This window comes from Arthrobacter sp. P1_C12_2 (assembly GCF_056406415.1).
On the sequence record NZ_JBFUAF010000009.1, the window covers coordinates 19,018 to 42,005 of the forward strand.

The window sequence follows — 22,988 nt, forward strand, 5'->3', positions numbered from 1 at the left end:
CGCTCCGTTCCTATCCTCCAAGGAGAACCGCATGAAGCCTGCTCGACCCCAGTCCGCAAGATCCCGATCCCTGGCGATCGGCGTGCGGGCCGTCGGCGCCGTGGCCCTGGCCCTCACGCTGGCCTCGTGCACCCTTTTCGGCGGCGGGGGCGGCAGCGGGTCCAGCGCCACGACATCGGGGTCAGCGGGCCAGGCGGACCCGTCAATTGTGGCGGCGGCACCGGCCGAACTGCGCAGCTATTACTCCCAGCAGATCGACTGGAAACCGTGTGAGGGCAACTTCCAGTGCGCCAAGATCAAGGTTCCGCTGGATTACAGCAAGCCCGACGGCGAGCGCATTGAGCTTGCCGCCATCAAGCTCGCCACGACCGGCGACAAGAAGGGCACCCTGATGGTCAATCCGGGCGGCCCGGGCGGCTCGGGCTATGACTTCGTCATGAACGCGGCCAACACCAACATTTCGGACAAGGTCCGGTCCGCCTACGACATCGTGGGCTTCGACCCCCGCGGCGTGAAGCGCTCCGCCCCGGTCACGTGCCTCACGGACAAGGAACGCGACGCGTCCCGCGCCAAGACCTACGCCCTGGACACCGACGCCGGACTGGACACGGCCCTGGCCGATAACAAGGCTATCGCCACCGAGTGCGTGGAGAAGACCGGCCCGGTCCTGGCCCACATCGACACCGTCAGCGCCGCGAAGGACCTCGACATCCTCCGCGGGGTGGCCAACGACTCGAAGCTGAACTACCTCGGCTACTCCTACGGGACCCTGCTGGGCTCCACCTACGCGTCGCTGTTTCCGGACAACGTGGGCCGCTTGGTCCTCGACGGCGCCATTGACCCGTCGCTGAGCTACGAGGAACTGACCAGCGGCCAGGCCGTGGCCTTCGACAAGGCCCTCCACGCCTACGTCGCCAAATGCCAGCAGACGTCCGGATGCCCGCTCACGGGAACCACCGAGGAAGGCGTCCAGCAGATCCACAACGCCATCAGCGCCGCCGAGGCAAACCCGCTGCCGGCGAAGGACGGCCGGAAAGTCTCGGGCTCCACGTTTGTCAGCGGCCTCATCATCCCGCTCTACAACAATGACAACTGGCCGATCCTCACCCGGGCGCTCGCGACGGCCCTGACCGGCGACGGCACGGGCATGCTGCGGCTGGCCGACTTCGGCGCCGACCGGGACCCCAGCGGCACCTACACCTCAAACAGCACCTTCGCCTTCAACGCCATCAACTGCCTGGACTACCCGATGGTGTCCGACACCGCGTCCATGCGGGCCGAGGACCAGAAGCTGCGCCAGGAATCGCCCACCCTGGGCTACTACTTCGCGTACGGCGGCAGCAACTGCAAGGACTGGCCGTACAAGAACGTCCGGACCCCTGCCGCGGCGGAGTACAGCGGGTCGGCTCCGATTGTTGTCGTTGGAACCACCGGCGATCCGGCTACCCCGGTGGAATGGGCCAGCTCCCTGCGCAAGCAGCTGGGAAACGCCTCGCTGCTGACCTGGAAGGGTGAGGGCCACACGGCTTACGGCCGTTCCAACACCTGCATCGGCAACGCCGTGGATGACTACCTTGTGGACGGAAAGGCCCCGGCGGACAACACCGTCTGCTAGGTCCGAGTTGGGGCCGCAAGGCGGCTTCTGTCGCTCATTTTGACCCGGACGCCGGGACTCTATTACAGTTGTCTCTTGCATGATCCGCCCGGTTCGCCGGGCATTCATGTGGTTGCTTCCTTAGCTCAGTTGGTAGAGCGTCTCACTCGTAATGAGAAGGTCGCCAGTTCGATTCTGGCAGGAAGCTCGGGAAGAACCCCTGGAAATCAACGATTTCCAGGGGTTCTGTCGTTTTCGTTGACAAATGGTAGAGCTCATGCTTTCCCTGCGTTTTAGGTCGTGGAGCGTTTCATCGGTTCCCCCTGTGGTTGGTGATCCCGATTCTAATTGTTGCTCCGAGTGCCAATGGGCATGACGGTTCGAGCCGCCCGCCGCGTCTCGAAGAGGTCCCTACTTGGCAGCCGGCAGGGTCGTTCCCGCGCGTTCGCCGACCTTGCCGTCGGCGGTGATGCCGAAGATTTCCAGGAGGACGTCCTTGCCGCGCTGGATGTCGGTGAGCGTTACGGAGCGGGCCGACTTTTCAATGCGGCCCACGGGGACCCCGTTGACGGCGACGGCCCAGGAGTCAGCTGTCGGGTCATTGGACTCCCATGTGACCTTCACCTGGGTGCCGTCGGCGGAGACGGCCTGGGCTTTGACGTTGGTCGGAGGGGCGAGCGGGATGCCGTTGGGACCGACACTGCCGATGTGGACCGGGGTCTTCAGGATGTTGGTGCTGCCGAGAGGGCTCGAGACCCGCAGGATCATCTGTCCTTCGAACGGCGTGGCGTAGGCGTGCTTGAGGACCGGCGACGTCGTGGTCTCGTCATAAGTACCGTCCCCGTCCAGGTCCCACTCGTATTTGCCGACGGTGCCCAGGGAGGATGAAGCGTCGTAGGTGATCTCCTGGCCGGGACCGGCCCAGTAGCCGTTGATCGGAAGTTTCGCCTCAACGTCGAGGTTACTGCCGCCCAGGGGGATGGTGTTGACCTGCAGGCCGCCGGCGGGGACCTGGCTTGACTGGGTCTGGTCCGTCGGAGACTGAGTCGCTGCCGGGCTTGCCAGTGCCGAGGCACTGGGTGGCGCTGTCTGGGCTTGGGATCCCGTGGGCGGGCTTCCATCGGGTGCCGCATCCCCTGGCCCTTGTGCGCAGCCTGTGGCCAGCATCAGCGATGCCGTTGCGATGGTCCAGCCTGTTGTCCGGCTCGCTCTCATGATCTCCCCCATTGGTTGATGCTTTCACAACACAACATGCGCAGACGCTCCGCAGCCTCGTCTCGACGGCGTGGCGCCGTACACAGGGTAAGCATCAGAGAAGTCACTTACCGCACATTTCCCGACGGCACCTACGTCCTGGAGGTACTATCCAGCCTTGATCCAGATTGCTGCCGATCGGCATCATCGGCATCCTCCGTTGGTGCCTGGGGCCAGGGGATTCTTGGCGGGGTGGTGATCCGGTGGTGGGCGGCATGCGCGTCGCTCGGCGCCGGACTCATCCATCTGGCCGTCGTCTCCGAGCATGTCTCCGCGTGGTGGCTGTACGGTGTCTTCTTCTTAGTGCTCAGTGTCGTGCAGATGGCGTGGGCCGTGGAGGCCATGGCAAGTGGCCCTTTGCCTGTCCCGCGTCTGTTCGCGGCGATGCATACCGCCGTCATAGGCCTCTGGCTCGTCACCCGCATCGCCGGGCTCATGAGTCCGCGGCTCTCACCAAAGTGCAGCGCCGCATGGTCGCCGTCGGCGCGCTGGTGATAGCCGCCGTCACCGCTGCTGCCCTGGTCACCAGCCAGCCCGTCTTCGGACACGGCCACGATCCGCACGCCGATGGCTCTGCGGTGAGGTGAGAGCCCGCCGTCTCGGGAGGACCGATGTGCAGTGTTCGTCAGGTGCTGAGCAGCGTCAGGCAGAAGCCGATGACACACCTGCAGGCGGGTGCGGCGCGGCCCCATGTAGGACTCAGGGACGCACTGCCGTGGCCTACTTACAGCTCGCCAGGATGCCGGCGATGGCGTCGTGCTCGGGACGGGTCATCCACAGCTTGTACTTGGCCTTCACAGCCGTCTGGCGGGCGACGTATTCGCAGCGGAACGCCTTGTTGGCTGGCAGCCACGCATCGGCGGAGCTATCCGACTTCTGCTGATTCGCCGGGCCGTCAGCCGCCATGAGGTTTAAGGGGTCATTGGCGAGCTGGAGGCGCTGGCCGGCGGTGATCTGCTGGGCTCCGGTCTGCCAGGCCAGGGACAGCGGGATGATGTGGTCGATCTGGACGTCCGCGGAGTTCTCGCCACGAGTGAAATTGATGGTCTTGCCGGTGTATTTGTCGGCAAGCTTCCCGGAGGCGATGACGCAATCTTTGGTGCCCGGCTTGGTCGTCACATCGGTGAGGTCCCGGCGGAGCATGTCGTTGCGCGTGTCGCAGCCGTTGTGATCCACATCGGACCAGGCGGCGCCGAACTGTCCGCGGCTGTAGCCGGTCTTCGGGGCCTTGCCCTTCACCGGAATAGACGCCAGTCTTGCCACGGCGGTGGCGGTCTCGGCGGGGTTGGCCGACCCGGCCGCAGGAGCGCCCGCCGCGGCGGAGGCGCTGTGCACGGCGTCCGCGACTTTTGTGCCAACGTGGGCTGCGGTGTCACAGCCGGAGAGCGAGCCTGCGAGGAGCAGGCCGGTAAGGACGGTCAGGGTCTTGGTGGCGGCGTAGCGAGTGATGTTCATGCCAATCATGTGTGCGGCGAAAAGGATCAGGTTACCCGCATCGGGCCCCTGGCCCGTGCAGGCCGGAGCATGGAGTCGCTCACGCGCAACTAAGGTCGTGTCGTTCCGGGGAAACCTTTAACGGTGGATTTCAATGACTCCAGGGCCGCCAGGTCCTTGTCAGTGGGTTCTGTCCGGTCGATGATCAGCGTCTGCACCGTGTAGCCCAGTTCCACCCTGGTGATGGCGTACATTTCGGCGTCGACCGTGAGGGTCCGTCCATCCGGCACAACAAGGGAACCCCCGGAAATCAACGATTCCGGGGGTTCCCTTGTTTCAGGGACAGCAACGGTGGCTGATCCAGGCGTTCCCTTCGGTCAGGTGCCGGCCCCCGGGGTGAAGTAATTGTGGACGTCCAGATACTTCACTGTGGGCGGCGCGGGGATACCGACTTCGGCGCTGAACGGGCCGATCTGGTCCTTCGCGAAGGCGTCGTAGAGTTCCTTCGTCTGCCACAGGTCGGTGACGAGGATCCCGTCGTCGGTGGCGGCCACCCAGTGTCCGAGGGCGCCAGCCGGTGCGGGCCCTCCCGGGGTCAAGCCCATCTTGCCGATGACCTGGTCATATTGCTCCAGCGTGGCACCGGTAAATTCCATGATGACTGCGACGGCCATTATCTACTCCTCACAGGCGGCAGGCCGCAAGGCAACGGCCTGCAATTGGTTTGATATGGCACGGTCTACGCCCGGGCCGCGCAGTCGTCAATACGTCGCGGACTGAGGACGTCGTGAGTCCCGCGGACCGCCGTCGGGACAGCCGTCAAAAGCGCAGGAGCAGCCCGCTGTCCCAAAGCGGCCGGGTATTCAAACACGCCGCGCCCTTGCGCGGTCGGCTACTTCAGGGTGAGCACCGGGTTGACGGGAGCCTTCAGGGAATCCACCTGCAGGCCCACGGACAGTTTCTGGCCGGCGGCGACCTTAGTGGCCCAGTCCGAGCCGCTGCAGGTCACCGACACCTTGGGGATGACGGTGCAGCTGATGCCCCAGGAGTTGGCCACCCGGGTGACGTTCGGATCGGGCCAGCTCACGCTCCAACCGGGCGCCCCCCGGAGCCCGGTGACCTCGATATTGGCCACGTAGCCGCCGGTCCACGAACTGCCGAGCTTCCAGACCGCGCTGATCGACCCGCCCGACGTCGGCGCGGGAGACGGCGTCGGCGTCGGGGTCGGGGTGGCGGTCGGCGTGACCGTGGGTGACGGCGTGGGAGTCGGGGTGACGGTGGGCGACGGCGTCGGCGTCGGCGTCGGGCTGACGGTCGGTGACGGCGTCGGGGTGCCACTCAGGATAGGCGCGAGCGCGGCCAGTTTGGCAGCCTCCGGGGTGCGCCAGTCCGCCTGGACAAGGCCTCCGGTGATGCCACTGTTCGGGTTGAACGACCAATACGCGAAGCTCATGGAGTTGGTCCCGAGATACGAGACGATTTTCTCCATCCACTGCTTGTCCGACGTGGTTTGCAGCGCGGTCCCGAACTCGCCGAGCAGAACCGGCGCGATGCCCTGCTTCTGGATGTACCCCCAGTTGGCGTCCCACACGGCCGGCAGGTTGTTGGGGTAGCTGGCGTCGCCGAACCACTTCTGCGCATACAGCGACGCCGGATAGTCGTGCGGGGAATAGACCACACGGTTGGGCGTGGCCAGGGTGACCGGCTTGTTCTTGACGTCGGCCAGGCCGCCGCCCCACCAGGTGGAGGTGCCGTTGCCCTGGTTCTCGATGCCCTCAACGAGGATCAGCAGGTTGGGGTTGGAGGCCAGGACGGCGTTGCCGCCGCGGGTGGCCGCGGCCTGCCAGTCCGTGGCGGCGGCCCCGCCCCATGTCGCCGCCCCGGCGGGCTCATTGTGAAGGTCGGCGCCGATGACAGTGGAATCGTTCTTGTAACGGGCGGCGAGCATCTTCCAGTCAGCGATCCACTTCGACTCCGGGTAGGCGGCGGTGTACCAGAGCGGGGACTGGTCGGCGGAGGATGGCCGGTGCCGGTCCAGGATGATTTGCAGGCCATTGGCCTTGGCGCGGGCGATCACCGTGTCCATCAGGACCAGGGGCGTCTTGCCCTCAAGCGCGTAGGCGCGGTTGGCCCAGTAGTTCAGGTTGCCCTTGATGGTTGTCGCGGCCAAGCACTCATTGGAGAACGGCAGGCGGACGGTGTTGAATCCCATCGACTTGATGTTGGCCAGGGCCTCGTCAATGGTCAGGGTCCCCCAGAGGCCGTGCGGCATGCAGTCAGGGGTTTCCATGCCGAACCAGGACGCGGCCTTGATGGTGTACGGGGCGTTGTTCGAGTCCAGGATCATCCCGCCTGAGGTGTGCAGCCATCCGGTGGACGGCGGCGGCGTTGTGGCGGCAGAGGCCAGGGGCGGCGTTGTGGCGGCAGAGGCCAGGGGCGGCGCGGCCACGGCGACGCCGGTAAGAGCCAGTCCGGCAGCCACAGCGATGCCCAGAAGCGCAGCCGTCACGGTGGGGCGCCTTCCCCCGGCGTGACGTGGCGGATTCGAAAACGGTTTCACAGTTCCTCCGTGAGAGTGGCGTGCGGGTGCTGCCTTGGTATTGGTGCGGCTCTTGGCGCGCGGGGCGGCACCGAGGATGAAGGCCCCTTCCGGCTGGTGCCGGCGGGAGCCGTCCGAGCTCATGGATGTGAAGCCTTTCAATCCGTCATTGTGGGTCCCCCCGGCCCGCACAATGCGGATCGGCTCTCAAAAAGTACCAAGCTGCCGCCAAGAAAGATCCCCTTTGGCCAATATTTCCTTCCGCGCCTCGACGCGGCCACAGGCCCCTGACCTGCGTGTTGTCTTTTTCCGGGCCGTCCGCCAGCCTTAGGGAATGGAACGGCCCGGGCGCAGGCCGCCAGCCCGCCAGCAACTCCCGCCGTCGCGGTCCGGAGGCCAAACCGACAATCGGCGGCACCGACTGTGGGGCCCGGTTGTCGGCTTCGGCCTGGTCAGCCTCGCTGCGGACATGGTGTCCGACGGCGCCCGCCCGCTGGGAGGTCCCCTACTCGCCCAGCTCGGTGCGTCCGCGCTTTTCGTCGGCCTCGTGACCGGCGCCGCGGAGGCCGCGGCCCAGGGACTCCGGCTGGTGTTCGGTCCCTGGGCAGACCGCACCGGGAAATACTGGGCCTTCACGATGGCCGGGTATGCGCTCACGGCCGTGTGCATCCCGCTGCTGGCGTTGACGCCGCTCGCCGGGACCGCCGGGATGGCCCTGGCTGCCGTGCTCATCATCGGGGACAGGGTTGGCAAAGCCGTCCGCAGCCCGGCGAAAACCGTGCTGCTCGCTGCAGCGGCCAAGCCGGTTGGCCGGGGCCGCGGCTTCGCCGTCCACAAATCCCTCGATCTGGCCGGGGCGCTCCTGGGCCCGCTGCTCGCTTCGGCGGTGCTGGTTGCCACCGGCTCGCTGCCGGCAGCCTTTGCGGTGCTCGTCATCCCGGCGGCGGCCACGCTGGCAATTCTGGTTTGGTTGCGCCGCCGCATCCGGGATCCCGGCGCGGACGGAGCTGCGCCCGACGCCGCCGGCTTGCCGCCGTCGGACGCCGCGGCGCCGGGTTCGGTTCCGTCCCGCGGGAAATCCGACGGCCGGCCGCCGTCGGCGTTCTCCAGCGTCTTCATTTTGTTTGCCCTGGCCGCATTCTTCTGGAGCGCCGGGCTGGTGGCCTTCGGCATCATCTCCTACCATCTGACGGCCGCCGTCGCGGTCCCCGTCGCCGTGGTTCCGCTGCTGTACGCCGGCGCCATGGGGGCCGGCGCCGTCGGGGCCCTCGCCAGTGGTGTCGTTTACGATCGCGCGGGGGCGGCCGTGCTCCTGGCTCTGCCCGTGCTGATCATGGGGGTGCCTGTGCTGGCCCTGGCGCCGAGCGCCGGGCTCGTGCTCGCCGGCGTCCTGGTCTGGGGCGCGGCCACGGGCATCCAGGACTCCACGGTCAAGGCGTTGGTCGCCGATCTGGTGCCCCAGCCCCGGCAGGGCACGGCATACGGGGTGTTCGCGGCGTTCGAGGGGGCCGGTGCGTTGGCTGGTGGGGTCCTGTACGGGTCGCTCTACGGTGCACAGCCAGCGCTCATCGCTGCCGTGGCCGCACTCCAGGCGACGGCCCTGGTCCTGTTGCTCGTAACGCTGCGCAGGGCCCGGCGCCACCGGGTCTGATGACGGGTAGCGAACTCGTGGCGGGGCCGGACTCCTATGATGCTTGCATGGGATCGCTGGAACTTGCGGGCATTGCCAGGCCGCTCTATGCCTTGCCGTACGGGGAGTTCGTGGCTGCGAGAACGGCCGCAGCCAAAGAAGTCAGTTCCGTGGGCGCCACCGCGGCCGAGCAACGCGCCCTGGCGGCCGAAGTCCGGGCCCTGCCGAAGCCGTCGGTGGCGGCCTGGGCGGTGAACATACTGGCGGCGCACAGCCCCGAACTCCTGCGGGATTTGGCTGGGCTGGGAACGTCGATGCAGGCCGCGCAGGACGCCCTGGATGCCGCGGATCTCCGCCGCCTCGCCCAGCAGCGGCGCCAGCTTCTCGCCAGCGCGGTAAAGACAGCACAGGCACTGGCGGCCCAGCACGGACGGGCCATCAGCGCCACCGTGGCGACGGAAGTGGAGCAGACCCTGCGGGCCGCCACCGCCGACCCGGGGGCCGCAGCCGCCGTGCAGAGCGGCTGTCTGCTCCGGGCACTCTCCGCAGACGGGGTCGACGTCGTCGACCTCGCCGGCGCCGTGGCTGTCCCGGGGAGCCGCGCGGCCGCGGCGCCCGGTCCCGGAGCCGCGCCTGGAACGGCCAGCGTCCGCGGCACAGAACCAGCGCCCGGCGCCCGCGAAACCGAACCGGCGGACCGGGCCGCACATCGCGGCGAGGCTGCCGGCGGAAAATCAGCGGAACAGCCCCGCCTCCGGGCCGTCGGGCCGGCACGGGTGACGCCCACGCCGTCGGTGGTGGAACGGGCGCGGGCGGCCCTCGAGGCGGCCGAAGAGGCCGCCGCGGAGGCCGACGAGGAAGCACTCCGCGCGGCCGCGGAGCTGGCGGAGGCGACGGCGGAAAGCACTCGGCTGGCCGATGAGGCGCGCGAACTCAGGCGGCGGCTGGACGCGGCAGAAACCGGGCTCAAAGCAGCACGGAAGCGTCACGAGCTGGCGGCGGCTATGGCGCAGCATGCGGCACGGGCCGCGGACCGGCAACGCCGCAAGGAAGTCCTGGCCCGGGAACGAGTGCTGCGGCTTGGCAACACGCCGGAGCCGTAAAGTCTTAGTGTCGGAGGTCGGTTGCACACTGGAATCATGGAGAACAACCAGAATTTCCAGCAGAGTTCCCCCCGGGAATTTGATTCAGATTTTGAGGCGGACTTCAACGACGCACAGGATGGCGCACTGTATTTCGCGGTCACCTACCTGGACACCGACTGCGGCCGGATCCGCACCGAGGGCTTCGATGATGCTGCCGCCGCGGACCGCTTCGCCAGCCGGTGCGTTGCGGGCGAAGACGGCTGGGCCGTCGTCGATGCCATCCCGGCGAAAGAGCGCCGGGCCGCCGCCTGACGCCGGAGATTTTCCGGAGCGGCGCCCATGTCCCGTGTGTCGCTGTCCCGACGGGCCGGATTGGGCCGGGCGCGCGAAGGGCCTCCACCCTGTCCGGGGTGAAGGCCCTGTGCGAACGCCCGCTGGCTGCCGGCGTCGTGGGAGTTGCTTAGGCGAAGTCGGAGACAGCCGGGTCCGGGCCGATCCGGCCGGCGTCTTCGGCGGTACGGTCCAGCCCGTTGATGGCCTGGATGTCGGTCTCGTCCAGGCTAACGTCCAGGGCCGCGTAGTTCTCGCGGATCCGGGACTCGGTCACCGACTTCGGGATGACCACGTTACCGATGGCCAGGTGCCAGGCGATGACCACCTGGGCCGGGGTGGCACCGTGCTTGGCGGCAATCTGGGAAATGACGGGGCTCTCGAGGAGCTCTCCGCCCTGGCCCAGCGGCGACCACGCCTGGGTGAGGATGCCCTTGGACGCGTTGAATTCGCGGAGATCGGCCTGGCTGAAGAACGGGTGCAGCTCCACCTGGTTGATGGCCGGAACCACACCGGTCTCGTCGATCAGTCGCTGCAGGCCATCCTTGGTGAAGTTGGAGACGCCAATGGTCTTGACCCGGCCCTGCTTCTGGAGCTCGATGAGCGCCTTCCAGGTGTCAACGTATTTGTCCTGCTTGGGCTGCATCCAGTGGATCAGGTACAGGTCCAGGGTCTCGAGGCCCAGTCGCTCCATGGACTCCTCGAACGCCTTCAGAGTGGACTCGTAGCCCTGATCCGCGTTCCACAGCTTGGTGGTGATGAAAATTTCCTCGGGCTTGAGGCCGGAGCGCTCAATCGCGCGGCCCACGCCTGCTTCGTTGCCGTAGATCTTTGCCGTGTCGATGTGGCGGAAGCCAGCCTCAAACGCCTGCACAACCACCTTTTCGGCCACGTCATCTTCAACCTGCCACACCCCGTAACCGAGCTGGGGGATGGTGTTGCCGTCATTGAAAGTCAGTTCCGGTGAAAAAGTCATATAACTATCCTGCCAACATCCGGGCCGTCCGGCCAGCGACAGGGGCGCCGATAAGCTAGGCGCGTAACCGGGAATACCCGGGATTACCGGCGAATATCGGGAACGCCGGTCATGGGGAGCCGGGCCGCCGCTGCGCTGGTGCGCGGGACGGCTCAGGCCGGCGTCGGCCCTTGGCCGTCAGCCTCCGCAAGCCGCCGCTCGGCGTCGTGGACCTGTTCCAGCACGGACTCGGCGCGCCGCCACACCGACGCGGCACCCGCCGGGACCGGCCCCACGGCGAGGCGGAGCATTGCGGCTGCCTCAGCCGTCATGGCCAGGGAATTGCCAGCCGTCGACAGAGCCCGGTGAACCCCTGCCAGCGGCCCCGGGATGTCCAATCCATTGCTTGGAAAGCGCCGCTGGGCCTCCACGCAGACCTGCCGGACCCGGGGCGCGAGCGCGGAGAGCTGGTTGGCGATCTCGACGAGTTCGCCGTACAGCGCCTCCTCCTCGACCCCCTCGAGGACCTGGTGGTAGCGGTCAAGTCCGCGGTTGAACCGGTCATGGGCGCGCCGCCAGAGGCCCTTGCCGAGTTCGGCGTCGTCCCTGCGGCCTTGCAAGGCTGCGCTGAAGAAGCCCAAGGTCGCGCTAAAGGTACTGGCCCGGACCGTGGTCCGGTTCCGCGCGTTCGGGTGACTCCGAGGAATCCGCGCCGCGACGCGGCGCCGCGGCGCGGACCGGTTCGCCGTTCTCCCCGATGATGACGCCTGGCGCGATCACTGTTCCGGGCGGCAGCTGGCGCAGCTGCATCTGGGCGTAGGCGTGCTCCCTGGCGGCGTGCTGCGCCGCGACGGCCGTCTGGATGCCGTGGAAGAGTCCCTCAAGCCAGCCGACCAGCTGGGCCTGGGCTATCCGGAGTTCCGCATCGGAGGGGGTGGCGTTCTCCGGAAAGGGAAGGTTGAGCCGTTCGAGCTCCTCAACGAGCTCCGGGGCCAGTCCGTCCTCGAGTTCCTTGATGGAACGGTCGTGGATTTCAGCCAGCCGGACGCGGGCCGCGTCGTCCAGCGGCGAGGACTTCACCTCGTCCAGCAGCTGCTTGACCATGGTGCCGATCCGCATGACCTTCGCGGGTTGGTCCACGAGGTCCTGAAGTTCGCTTCCCCGGGGCGGCCTGGGCCCGGATCCGGGTGCGCCGGCGTGTCCGGCCGGCACTGCAGCCGGTGTCACCGACGGCGTCCCGGGCAGGGCGTCGTCCACGGGCGTGCCTTCGACGGGAACGTCGTCGGCGGTTTGGGCGCCGGACTGAGTGTCGTGCTGATCGCTCATGGCTTCATACTCTCACGCGCCGGGCGACGCGGACCCGGCGTCCGCCGCAAGCGGAGAGGCGCCGTCGGACGCACTTGCGCCCAACACCGCCCCTCCCCCGGCCCCGGCCGGCCACCTGCGCAGTAGCGCCTGTGCTGCAGCACCGCTCAGCAGCACCGCCCCTGCGGATTGGTGTCCTGCCGGTCGGTCCGGTCACGCCAGAACTCCCGCTCAGTGAGGGGCGCGCTGGTGTGCCCGGCGGCCTCATGGTGTTCCAGGTACTTCTTGTAGGCATCGGCGCCCAGGACTCCGCCGAGGTACGCGGCAAAGCCGCGGAACCCGGCAAGGACCGCGTTCAGGTCCGGCTCCGCATCAATGGTGCCCGGACTTTTCGAGCCGTTCCCCGGCCGGGAGCTGGTTCCACTCGGCCACGAGGTCACGCTCCGCCGCCGTGGGAACAAAGCCTGCCGGGGCGAAGACACGGGAGGCCCGTGCGGGGTCTTCGTTCTCGGCGTTGGGGAGCCCAGCGGCCGTGTTCCGCAGGGCCTGGATGGTTGCCATCACTGCCGTGATGATGACGATGATGCTCAGCACCACGAAGATGATCGAAAGCCATCCCTGGATCATGGTGTTGCGGACCACGGCCTCCATGGCGGCCTGTGTCTTGGCGGTGCCGAAGGAGGTCTTGCCGTCCGCCAGAGCCTTGGCGAAGGCTGCGTTGTTGGCGAAGTAGCCCACCGCCGGAACGGGCGAGAAGATCTTGTAGAAGCTCGCCGTGATGGTCACGACGGCGGCGAACGCCAGCGGCGCCGCCACGATCCACAGGTACTTCAGTGCGGTGCGCTTGGCGGCAATGGCCAGGCAGACCGAGAGGGCGATGGCCGCCAGCAGCTGGTTGGCGATGCCGAACAGCGGGAAAAGGGTGTTGATGCCGCCCAGCGGGTCGGTGACGCCCATGATCAGGACCGCACCCCAGGCGGCCACCATGATGGCGGTGCAGAGCCAGGCACCCGGGCGCCAGGAGTGCTCCTTGAACTTCGGGACGAAGTTGCCGATCGAGTCCTGGAGCATGAAGCGGGCAACGCGGGTGCCGGCGTCGACGGCCGTGAGGATGAAGAGGGCCTCGAACATGATGGCGAAGTGGTACCAGAACGCCATCATCGCGGTGCCGCCGATGAACTGCTGCATGATGTGGGCAAGGCCGACGGCGAGGGTGGGCGCGCCGCCCGAGCGGGACACGATGCTTTGCTCCCCCACGTCCTTGGCCGTCTGCGCGAGGTCGCCGGCCGTGATGTTGACGCCGGACAGGCCCAGGCCGTTGACCCATGCGGCCGCTGTCTCGACCGTCCCGCCGGTCAGCGCCACGGGGGCGTTCATGGCGAAATAGATGCCGCGGTCAATGGAGATTGCGGCGACGAGGGCCATGATGGCAACGAAGGATTCCATCAGCATGCCGCCATAGCCGATCAGGCGCGTCTGGCGTTCCTTCTCGATCAGCTTCGGTGTGGTGCCGGACGCGATCAGGGCGTGGAAGCCGGACAGCGCGCCGCAGGCGATCGTGACGAACAGGAACGGGAACAAGGCGCCGGAGAAGACCGGGCCGTTGTCGCGGCCGGCGTATTCGCTGAAGGCCGGCACGGTGATCTCGGGGCGGACCACGATGATGGCCAGGGCCAGCATCACGATCACGCCGATCTTCATGAAGGTGGAGAGGTAGTCGCGGGGGGCCAGGAGGAGCCAGACGGGGAGGATGGCTGCGATGAAGCCGTAGATGATGAGGCCCCACGCGATGGTGACCTTGTCCAAGTGGAAGAACGCGGCACCCCATTCGGTGCCCGCCACGGCGCCGCCGCCGATGATGGCGGCCATGAGCAGCACGAATCCGATCAGGGAGACCTCCATGACCTTGCCCGGCCGGATGTAGCGCAGGTAGACGCCCATGAAGAGGGCGATCGGGATGGTCATGCCGACCGAGAAGACGCCCCACGGGCTTTCGCCCAGGGCGTTGACGACCACCAGGGCGAGGATGGCGACGATGATCACCATGATGAGCAGGGTCGCGACGAGGGCGGCGGTGCCGCCGATGACGCCGAGTTCCTCGCGGGCCATCTGGCCCAGGGAACGGCCGCCGCGGCGCATGGAGAAGAACAGGACGAGGTAATCCTGGACGGCGCCGGCAAGGACGACGCCGATGATGATCCAGATCGTGCCGGGCAGGTAGCCCATCTGTGCCGCGATGACCGGGCCCACCAGGGGGCCGGCGCCGGCGATGGCGGCGAAGTGGTGGCCGAAGAGGACGTTGCGGTCCGTGCGGACGTAGTCCTTGCCGTCGGCCTTGTATTCGGCCGGGGTGGCGCGGCGGTCGTTGGGCTTAAGCAGGTAGCGCTCGATGACCTTGGAGTAGAAGCGGTAGCCGATCAGGTACGTGCAGACCGACGCGAACACAAACCAGATGGCGTTGACGGTCTCGCCGCGGATGATTGCGAGCATGAACCAGGCGACGCCGCCGAGCAGCGCGATGGCCGCCCACAGGGCGATCTTGGCGGGCGTCCAGGTGCGGTCAGCGGAGTCGCGGACAGACTCATCCACCGACGTCGGCGGGAGGGACGGATCCGGAACGACCCCGTCGTCGAGTTGTACTGTTCCGTGCGTGCTGACGCCGTGCATGCTCCTGTGCGCGCTGCTGTTTGTGCTTTCGCGTTGTGTGCCATCTGGCATTGTGCCCATGTCTCCTCCTTGAGAAACCCGACTGGGCAGTCCACCGGTACAGAACTGCCTCCCGCACCCTACCAATGCGGCCGCGCCCTGGCGGGGGCCCTGCGCCCGGCGGTGTGGATGGCGCGACAAGCGGTCGGTCCGGTTACGCCTGGAGGTTGCTGAGCTGCATGAGGCGGGCCTCGCAGAGGTCCAGCCAGCGCACTTCGGCTTCGGTCTGGAAGATGAGGGAGTCCAGCACCAGGAGCCTGGCGGTATCGGCCGGGCGCTGGAGCGCAGCCGTGTCACGGCGGGACTTGGTGTACTCCTGCAGCGCCCGGATGGAGACCGCCCGCTGGGCCTGGATGATGGCGCCGACGTCGGTCCCGGGAATCGTGAGGCCCAGGGCGAGCTTGATGGCCAGTTCATTCCGGGGCGGATTTGCGCGGGGTACCGGAGCCGCGAACCAGGCGCTGACTTCAGTCCGGCCGGCCGCGGTGATGCTGTAGATGACGTGCCCGTCGCCGTCGCCGCCGTCGTTGCGGACCAGCCCGTCGCGTTCCAGCCGGTCAAGGGTGGTGTAAACCTGCCCGATGTTCAGCGGCCAGGAGGAACCGGTGCGGTCCTCGAATTCGGTCCTGAGCTGGTAGCCGTAGCGCGGCCGGTCCTGCAAGAGGGCGAGGAGACTCTGACGGATAGACATGGCGCCCCCCCGAAATCAAGAAGTCACGAAACCACACAGCATACACGCGCCCCAAGACGCGTGTATACCGCGTATGGACCTACGGTATCGCTATTGCCGCCCCGACCGCAAAACAGCGCATGCCTGGAACGGAATAGATCGCCCCTGACCTGCGGTTTAAGCCAGCCAGCAGCCGGCTACATGACCAGCAGCACCTTGCCCACGTGGTCGCCGGAATCGAAATAGGTGTGCGCGGCGGCGACCTGGTCCAACGGGAAGGTCTTGGCCACGAGGGGCCTGATCCGGCCGTCGGTCAGCATGGGCCACACGGCGTCGCGGACGGCGTTCATGATCACGGTCTTTTCCTCGACCGGGCGGGGACGCAGTGCAGTGGCGATGATTGCGGCCCGCTTCCGGAGCAGCTGTCCAAGGTCCAGTTCCGCCCTCGCGCCGCCCTGCAGCCCGATCACCACGAGGCGCCCGTAGTCGGCGAGCGCATCGATGTTCTGCTCGAGGTACTTGGCCCCGACGACGTCGAGGATGACATCTGCGCCTTTGCCGCCGTTTTGCGCGCGCAGGCTCGCCGGGAAGTCTTCCTCCGCGTAGTTGATGGCGATGTCCGCCCCGAGGAAGGCCTTGGCGGTGCCGACCTTTTCCGCGTTGCCGGCGGTGGTGGCCACCCGGGCGCCAACGGCCTTGGCCAGCTGGATGGCCATGGTGCCGATACCGCCCGTGGCCCCATGGATGAGGACGGTTTCGCCCGGCTGCAGCTGCGCCGTCATGATCAGGTTGGAATAGACCGTCGCCGTGACCTCGGGCAACGATGCCGCCGTGACCAGGTCCACGCCGTCGGGGATCCGCAGGACCTGCCCGGCAGGCACGGCCACCTGCTGGGCGTAGCCGCCGCCGGCGAGCAGCGCCACCACCTTGTCCCCCACGGAAAACGCCTTGGTCACGCCCGGGCCGAACCCTGCAATCCGGCCGGAGACCTCCAGCCCCGGGATCTCGGAGGCGCCCGGGGGCGGCGGGTAGAAGCCCTTGCGCTGCTGGACGTCGGCACGGTTAAGGCCCGCGGCCACGACGTCGATCAGCACCTCGCCGGGGCCGGCCACCGGGGCCTCAACCTCACGGACTTCCAGGACCTCGGGTCCGCCGGGCTCTGAGATATAGACAGCCTTCATGGAGCACTCCCGATTCCTAACTGGCTCCGCGCACGTTCGCCGCGATCACCAGGTCCGATCAACATCACTCCCCAGAATATGGCGGGGAGCTGCACGCGTCCGCAAGCGCACGGTGTTTTTGGTTTTTGTGGCAGCCGACTGCCTATGAAAGACTACTCGTTAGGGAAGGTTGTCCGAGCGGCCGATGGAGCTGGTCTTGAAAACCAGTGTGCGGTGACCCCGTACCAAGAGTTCGAATCTCTTACCTTCCGCGGACAATGCCCCCGCCTCCTGCAGTTCATGTCGGAAGCGGGGGCATTTTTGCGCGCTGGGTCGGTCCCGCGACGTCGTTTCGCGGGGCCCGCCAGAGGCAGCTCCCCCGGCCGGCCCCATTGAAACTGTCGGTGCCCCGTCATAGTCTCTCTGTGTCTCCATCACCCCGTCTCCACTACAAACCAGAGTCCGGCGGCCGCACGTCCATGGCCGCCACAGAGAGCAGGAGCTCCCATGCCCACACCCGAGCACTCCAACGGCGCACCATGCTGGATCGACCTCATGACTTCAGATGCTGAGAAGGCCAAGTCGTTCTACGGTGCGCTGTTCGGCTGGACATACCAGACCGGCGACGAAGCAAAATACGGCGGCTACATCACCGCCTGGAAGGACGGCAAGTCTGTCGCCGGCCTGATGCAGAAGCAGGAGGATCAGGCCGCCTGGCCGGACATGTGGTCCACGTACCTGCGCTCGGAGGACGCCGCTGCGACCGTCAAGGCCGCAACGGAACACGGCGGCCAGGTCTACATGCAGCCCATGGACGTCCCCGAACAGGGCAGCATGGCCATGATCGCCGACGCCACGGGCGCGTCGGTCGGCGTGTGGCAGCCGGCTGAGATGAAGGGCTATGAGCTGGCGGCCGAGCCCGGAGCCCCGGCCTGGCACGAGCTCCACACCAAGGATTACGCAGCGGCCGTCAAGTTCTACCAGGACGTGTTCGGCTGGGACACCGACGTCATGAGCGACACCCCGGAATTCCGCTACACCACGCTGGGCGCAGGTCCGGCGGCCAAGGCCGGGATCATGGACGCGTCGGCCTATCTCCCCGCCGAGGTCCCGTCCAACTGGCAGGTCTACTTCGCCGTGGAAGACGCCGACGCCTCCATCGAGACGGCAGTGTCTCTCGGCGCCAAGGTGATCGACGGACCCGACGACACCCCGTTCGGCAGGCTCGCCACGCTGACCGACCCCACCGGTGCCATGTTCAAGATCGTGGCTGACACCGGACAGGGCGATCAGTCCGCCGCGGACGCTTAATCGGCCAGGACTCAAAAGCTCCTCCCACCTAATTACAAAAATTGTTGTAGGAAATACCGGCCAGACCCTTCCCCAAGGGCTACTGGCCGGTATTCTGCTGTGGAGCGTCCGGCGGAAGCACCCGGACAATGCTCGCCTGCAACACCAGTCACCATTGCCCGGGGCTTTCGAGCCGCTCCGGGAAGGCTGCGGCGCGTCTCGCTGGGGGACGTCCCGCCGAATGCACGTTTAATCCATACGTTGTTCATTCACCCCTGTTTGGATAGGCCCGGCACGACTTGACCAGGAGTTCATGCCGGCCATAGTCCGCTACACCCTGCGGACGCACTGCACCCTGCCCTTTACCCGGGGCACCCTAATGAGAGTTAGAGCGGATGAAACTAACACCCTGGAAAACAGCGCTGGGCACAGCCGTGTCGGCGGCGCTGATAGCGGCCCCGCTGGCGGCCGTGCCGGCCAATGCCGTGGAGGCCGCCCCGGCAGCAACCGGAACCTCGCCGGTGGTCATCAACGAGGCCTACCTCAGCGGCGGCAGCTCCGGCGCTGCCTTCAAGAACAAGTTCGTCGAGCTCTACAACGGCTCCGACGCCCCGGTCTCGCTGGAGGGCTGGTCTCTCCAGTACCGCTCCGCCACGGGGACGGGGGCGCCGAGCTCCGTTGCGGCCTTGGCCGGCAGCATTCCCGCCAAGGGCTACTACCTGCTCAAGGGCGGCAGCAACGGCACAGCCGGTGCCGACCTGCCGGCAGCCGACGCCACCGCGACCGGCTTCAACCCGGCCGGAGGTGGCGGCACGATCGTGCTGGCCACGCAGGCCGGCGCGCTCAACCCGCTGCCGACCGGCTCGGTCATTGAACCGGCCAATGTCGCCGACCTGCTCGGCTACGGCACGTCCAACACGTTCGAGACCCAGACGGCCGCTGCGCCTTCGGGCAACGCCGACGTCAAGAGCCTGAACCGCAGCAACGGCGCCGACACCAATAACAACTTCGCCGACGCGACGCTGAACGCAGCCATCACGCCAAAGGCCGCCAATGGTGTGGCTCCCGGCCCCGTGGACCCGCCCGTCGATCCAGGCCCCGGCACCCCCCCGGCCGCCAAGTCCATCGCCGAAATCCAGGGCAGCGGCGCCGCGAGCCCGCTGGCAGGAGCATCGGTCATCACGCGCGGCCGGGTCACTGCCACGTTCCCCACCGGCGGATTCGCCGGCTACTACGTCCAGACCCCCGGCACGGGCGGCGATCTCACCCCGGCCAACCACGCGGCGTCGGACGCTGTGTTCGTCTACTCGCCGTCCACGGTCGACTCCGTCAGGATCGGCGACTACGTCGAACTCACCGGCGCTGTCAGCGAATTCTTCGGCATGACGCAGTTGAACGTCGCCGCGGCTGCCGATCTGAAGAAGCTCACCGAGGCCGCCCCCGAGGTCAAGGCCACCGGCTTCGCCCTCCCCGCCGACGAGACCTTCCGTGAGTCCCTCGAAGGCATGCTGCTCACCCCGCAGGGTCCGGTCACCGTGGCGGACAACTTCTCGCTGAACCAGTACGGCGAGATCGGCCTGGCCGGCGGCACCACCGCGCTGGAGCAGCCCACCGCCGTCGCGCCCTTCGGCTCCGCGGAGTACACCGCCACGGCCGCGGCGAACGCCGCCCGCGGCATCAAGCTCGACGACGGCGCCACTACGAACTTCCTCAAGGACGCCGCCACCAAGGCCCAGGTGCTCCCGTACCTGACCACGGCCGACCACGTCCGGGTCGGCGCGCCGGTGACATTCAAAACCGACGTGGTGCTCAGCTACGCGAACAACGCCTGGAAGTTCCAGCCCCTGACCCAGCTGACGGCCGCCAACGCAGACACCGTCCAGCCGGCAAGCTTCGGCGCCACCCGCGCGGACACCCCGGCAGCCGTGGGAGGCAACCTCAAGCTCGCCTCCTTCAACGTGCTGAACTACTTCCCCACCACGGGCGACCAGATCGCCGGCTGCAAGTTCTACACGGACCGCGACGGCAACCCCATCACCGTCAAGGATGGCTGCAACGTCCGCGGCGCCGCGAACGCCGAGAACCTCAAGCGCCAGCAGGACAAGATCGTCGCCGCCATCACCAAGTCCGGGGCCGACGTCGTCACCCTGATGGAGGTCGAAAACTCGGCCCAGTTCGGCAAGACCCGGGACGACGCGCTCGCCAAGCTGGTGGATGCGCTGAACATCGCCACACCGGGGATCTGGGACTATGTCCGCACGCCCGCCAACGCACCCCCGCTGTCCGACGAGGACATGATCCGCACCGCGTTCATCTTCAAGAAAGCCGCGGCGGAACCGGTGGGCGAGTCCATCATCCACAACGACACGGTCGCTTTCGCCAGCGCCCGCAAGCCGATGGCCCAGGTCTTCAAGCCCGTCGGCGCCGCCGATGACAAGAAGTTCATCGCGATCGCCAACCACTTCAAGTCCAAGGGCTCCGCCGCCACGCCGGAGGACACCGACAAGGGCCAGGGCGCCTCGAACCTCGCCCGCACCGCCCAGGCCAAGTCCCTGCTGGCGTTCTCCGACGAACTGCAGAAGTCCAAGGGCACGGACAAGGTGTTCCTGATCGGCGACTTCAACTCCTACGCCAAGGAGGACCCGATCAACGTCCTCACGGGCGCGGGGTACGTCAACCAGGATGAAAAGGCGAAAAACGCCGACGGTTCCGCCAAGCATTCCTACCTCTTTGGCGGCCTCGTGGGCTCGCTGGACCACATCCTCGCCTCGCCGGCGGCCAACGCCGCCGTCACCGGCGCGGACATCTGGAACATCAACTCCGTGGAGTCCGTGGCGCTGGAGTACAGCCGCTACAACAACAACGTCACCGACTACTATGCTCCGGACCAGTTCCGCGCCAGCGACCATGATCCGGTGGTGGTGGGGCTGAACCTGCCCGTCACGCCGGCCAGCGTGGAGCTGAATTTCCTGGGCATCAACGATTTCCACGGCCGCATCGATTCCAATACCGTGTTCTTCGCGGGGACCATCGAGAAGCTGCGTGCCGCTGCCGCCCCGGGCGCCACGGCGTTCATCTCGGCCGGTGACAACATCGGCGCTTCGCTGTTCGCCTCCGCGGTGGCCAAGGACCAGCCGACCATCGACGTGCTGAACGCCCTGGACCTGCGCTCCTCTGCGGTGGGCAACCACGAGTTCGACGGCGGCTGGGCGGATCTGCGCGACCGCGTCACCGCCGGTGGGACCAACGCCAAGTTCCCGTACCTGGGCGCCAACGTCTACGCGAAGGGCACCACCACCCCGGTCCTGCCGGAGTACACGGTTCTGGACATGAACGGCGTGAAGGTCGCCGTGATCGGCACCGTCACGCAGGAAGTGCCCTCCCTGGTCACGCCGTCGGGCATCGCGGACCTTGAGTTCGGCGACCCCGTCGACGCGATCAACCGCGTTGCGGCGAAGATCAAGGCGGACAAGCTCGCCGACGTCATCATTGTGGAGAACCACGACGGCGCCGGGTCCGGCGCGCCCGACGGCGCCACTTTGGAGCAGGAAATCGCCGCGGGCGGCCCCTTCGCCAAGATGGTCCAGAAAGTCACCCCGGATGTTGCGGCGATCTTCAACGGCCACACCCACAAGCAGTACTCCTGGGACGCCCCGGTCCTGGATGCGGCGGGCCAGCCCACCGGCAGGACCCGCCCGATCGTCCAGACCGGTAACTACGGCGAGTTCATCGGCCAGATCCAGCTGACCATCGACACCAAGACCATGTCGGTGACCGGCTACAAGGCCGGCAACGTCCAGCGGACCACCAGCGCAGCGCAGCCGGCCGCCGATCTCGTGGCGCAGTACCCGCGGGTCGCGGCCGTCAAGGCCATCGTGGACAAGGCCCTGGCCGACGCCGCCGTGGTCGGCAACCAGCCTGTCGGCAAGGTCACCGCGGATATCACGACGGCGTTCGCCGGTTCCCCGGCCGTGCGCGATGACCGGGCCAGCGAGTCCACCCTCGGCAACCTGGTGGCGGACTCCCTTGTGGATGCGCTGAAGGCGCCGGACCTCGGCGCCGCCGAAATCGGCGTCGTCAACCCGGGCGGTCTGCGCAACGAGCTGTTCTACGCACCCGACGGCACCATCACCTACGCCGAGGCCAACGCGGTGCTGCCGTTCGTGAACAATCTGTGGACCACGTCCCTCACCGGTGCGCAGTTCAAGACCCTGCTCGAGCAGCAGTGGCAGACCAACCCGGACGGCACGGTTCCCAGCCGCGCGTATCAGCAGCTGGGCCTGTCGAAGAACGTGAACTACACCTACGACGCGGCCCGCGCCGCCGGTGACCGGATCACCTCAATCCGGGTCAACGGTGCGCTGGTCGACCCGGCGAAGTCGTACCGGATCGGGACGTTCAACTTCCTGGCCACCGGCGGCGACAACTTCCGTGTCTTCAAGGCAGGCGCAGGCACCAAGGACTCCGGGCTCGTGGACCGCGACGCGTGGATCAAGTACCTGCAGTCGCACAACCCGGTCTCGCCGGACTTCGCCCGACGCTCGGTGGCCGTTGTGAACACGACGGCGGCCGAGGTCAAGGGCGGCGAATCCATCACCCTGGCGGTTTCGAAGCTGGACCTCACCTCGCTGGGCAGCCCGGTGAATGCCTCGCTGCGCGCCGAGTTCACGGATGCGGCCGGCACTGTGACGGACCTTGGCACCGTGCCGGTGACCGCCGGCGCCGCTCAGGTGGACGTGAAGGTTCCGGCCGGAGCCGCCGCCGGTGCGGGCACCTTGGTGCTCACCGCCGTCGAATCCGGCACCGTGGTGAAAGCGGCCGTGTTGGTCGCAGCCAGCGTCCCGGTCCCGCCGAAGTGCACGCCTCCGGTCAAGCCGACCAGGCCCGCGGACGTCGTGGGCCAGGTGAATTACGGGACAGCCATGGCCGCCTACCGGAAGTGCCTGAATGGCTGATGCCGTAACCCGGGCTTCCTAGGCCCACACCACGGCACATGCCCTCCCCTGGCCCGCAGCCCTGGACATAAGCACCAAGTG

The 22,988-nt window shown here is 67.3% G+C and carries 18 protein-coding genes and 2 tRNA genes; 8 read left to right on the forward strand and 12 right to left on the reverse strand.

Annotated elements, in window-relative coordinates; all coding sequences use genetic code 11:
• Positions 1–31 precede the first annotated feature (31 nt).
• The gene (locus AC1DZQ_RS11340) at positions 32–1,615 is read left to right on the forward strand and encodes an alpha/beta hydrolase (protein WP_476963606.1); all 1,584 of its coding nucleotides are present in this window, start codon (positions 32–34) and stop codon (positions 1,613–1,615) included.
• Positions 1,616–1,729: 114 nt separating this feature from the next.
• Positions 1,730–1,802 (forward strand) — tRNA-Thr (locus tag AC1DZQ_RS11345).
• A 203-nt stretch (positions 1,803–2,005) separates the two neighbouring features.
• On the opposite strand, the gene AC1DZQ_RS11350 is transcribed toward AC1DZQ_RS11345, so the two are convergent.
• The 5 genes from AC1DZQ_RS11350 to AC1DZQ_RS11370 all read right to left on the reverse strand — a co-directional run bounded on the left by AC1DZQ_RS11350 (position 2,006) and on the right by AC1DZQ_RS11370 (position 6,791).
• Complete coding sequence (locus AC1DZQ_RS11350; protein ID WP_476963607.1) at positions 2,006–2,821, reverse strand: hypothetical protein; 816 nt, start codon at positions 2,819–2,821, stop codon at positions 2,006–2,008.
• A 747-nt stretch (positions 2,822–3,568) separates the two neighbouring features.
• On the reverse strand, positions 3,569–4,312 hold the full coding sequence (locus AC1DZQ_RS11355; RefSeq protein WP_476963608.1) for an HNH endonuclease family protein: 744 nt from the start codon (positions 4,310–4,312) through the stop codon (positions 3,569–3,571).
• Positions 4,313–4,392: 80 nt separating this feature from the next.
• Complete coding sequence (locus AC1DZQ_RS11360; protein ID WP_476963609.1) at positions 4,393–4,572, reverse strand: hypothetical protein; 180 nt, start codon at positions 4,570–4,572, stop codon at positions 4,393–4,395.
• 87 nt (positions 4,573–4,659) lie between these two features.
• Positions 4,660–4,956: a hypothetical protein gene (locus AC1DZQ_RS11365; protein ID WP_476963610.1), complete on the reverse strand. Its 297-nt coding sequence runs from the start codon at positions 4,954–4,956 to the stop codon at positions 4,660–4,662.
• 218 nt (positions 4,957–5,174) lie between these two features.
• Positions 5,175–6,791, reverse strand: coding sequence for a cellulase family glycosylhydrolase (locus tag AC1DZQ_RS11370; RefSeq protein ID WP_476963611.1), 1,617 nt, complete (start codon positions 6,789–6,791; stop codon positions 5,175–5,177).
• A 364-nt stretch (positions 6,792–7,155) separates the two neighbouring features.
• On the opposite strand from AC1DZQ_RS11370, the gene AC1DZQ_RS11375 reads away from it, so the two are divergent.
• Genes AC1DZQ_RS11375 through AC1DZQ_RS11385 form a run of 3 tightly spaced genes read left to right on the forward strand, consistent with a single transcriptional unit; the run spans position 7,156 to position 9,848 of the window.
• Positions 7,156–8,472 carry an MFS transporter gene (locus AC1DZQ_RS11375; protein ID WP_476963612.1) on the forward strand — a complete coding sequence of 439 codons (1,317 nt, stop codon included), beginning with the start codon at positions 7,156–7,158 and terminating at the stop codon, positions 8,470–8,472.
• 47 nt (positions 8,473–8,519) lie between these two features.
• On the forward strand, positions 8,520–9,554 hold the full coding sequence (locus AC1DZQ_RS11380) for a hypothetical protein (protein ID WP_476963613.1): 1,035 nt from the start codon (positions 8,520–8,522) through the stop codon (positions 9,552–9,554).
• A gap of 36 nt (positions 9,555–9,590) precedes the next feature.
• Positions 9,591–9,848: a hypothetical protein gene (locus AC1DZQ_RS11385; RefSeq protein WP_476963614.1), complete on the forward strand. Its 258-nt coding sequence runs from the start codon at positions 9,591–9,593 to the stop codon at positions 9,846–9,848.
• A gap of 148 nt (positions 9,849–9,996) precedes the next feature.
• Here AC1DZQ_RS11385 and AC1DZQ_RS11390 read toward each other — a convergent pair whose 3' ends face one another.
• The 7 genes from AC1DZQ_RS11390 to AC1DZQ_RS11420 all read right to left on the reverse strand — a co-directional run bounded on the left by AC1DZQ_RS11390 (position 9,997) and on the right by AC1DZQ_RS11420 (position 16,683).
• Complete coding sequence (locus AC1DZQ_RS11390) at positions 9,997–10,842, reverse strand: aldo/keto reductase (protein ID WP_476963615.1); 846 nt, start codon at positions 10,840–10,842, stop codon at positions 9,997–9,999.
• A gap of 152 nt (positions 10,843–10,994) precedes the next feature.
• On the reverse strand, positions 10,995–11,462 hold the full coding sequence (locus AC1DZQ_RS11395; RefSeq protein WP_476963616.1) for a hypothetical protein: 468 nt from the start codon (positions 11,460–11,462) through the stop codon (positions 10,995–10,997).
• 7 nt (positions 11,463–11,469) lie between these two features.
• On the reverse strand, positions 11,470–12,147 hold the full coding sequence (locus AC1DZQ_RS11400) for a bacterial proteasome activator family protein (RefSeq protein WP_476963617.1): 678 nt from the start codon (positions 12,145–12,147) through the stop codon (positions 11,470–11,472).
• A 146-nt stretch (positions 12,148–12,293) separates the two neighbouring features.
• On the reverse strand, positions 12,294–12,485 hold the full coding sequence (locus tag AC1DZQ_RS11405) for a YbdD/YjiX family protein (RefSeq protein WP_476963745.1): 192 nt from the start codon (positions 12,483–12,485) through the stop codon (positions 12,294–12,296).
• 13 nt (positions 12,486–12,498) lie between these two features.
• Positions 12,499–14,793, reverse strand: coding sequence for a carbon starvation CstA family protein (locus tag AC1DZQ_RS11410; RefSeq protein ID WP_476963746.1), 2,295 nt, complete (start codon positions 14,791–14,793; stop codon positions 12,499–12,501).
• Between the two features lie 193 nt (positions 14,794–14,986).
• Positions 14,987–15,523 (reverse strand): PadR family transcriptional regulator, encoded by a 537-nt coding sequence (locus AC1DZQ_RS11415; protein WP_476963618.1) that lies wholly within the window; start codon positions 15,521–15,523, stop codon positions 14,987–14,989.
• A 176-nt stretch (positions 15,524–15,699) separates the two neighbouring features.
• Positions 15,700–16,683, reverse strand: coding sequence for an NAD(P)H-quinone oxidoreductase (locus tag AC1DZQ_RS11420; RefSeq protein ID WP_476963619.1), 984 nt, complete (start codon positions 16,681–16,683; stop codon positions 15,700–15,702).
• A gap of 163 nt (positions 16,684–16,846) precedes the next feature.
• On the opposite strand from AC1DZQ_RS11420, the gene AC1DZQ_RS11425 reads away from it, so the two are divergent.
• The 3 genes from AC1DZQ_RS11425 (at position 16,847) to AC1DZQ_RS11435 (ending at position 22,907) form a co-directional block, all read left to right on the forward strand.
• A tRNA-Ser gene (locus AC1DZQ_RS11425) sits at positions 16,847–16,934 on the forward strand.
• 235 nt (positions 16,935–17,169) lie between these two features.
• Complete coding sequence (locus AC1DZQ_RS11430; RefSeq protein ID WP_476963620.1) at positions 17,170–17,973, forward strand: VOC family protein; 804 nt, start codon at positions 17,170–17,172, stop codon at positions 17,971–17,973.
• 374 nt (positions 17,974–18,347) lie between these two features.
• Entirely contained in the window at positions 18,348–22,907 is a 4,560-nt protein-coding gene (locus AC1DZQ_RS11435) for an ExeM/NucH family extracellular endonuclease (protein WP_476963621.1), read from the forward strand.
• The last annotated feature ends 81 nt before the right edge of the window (positions 22,908–22,988 follow it).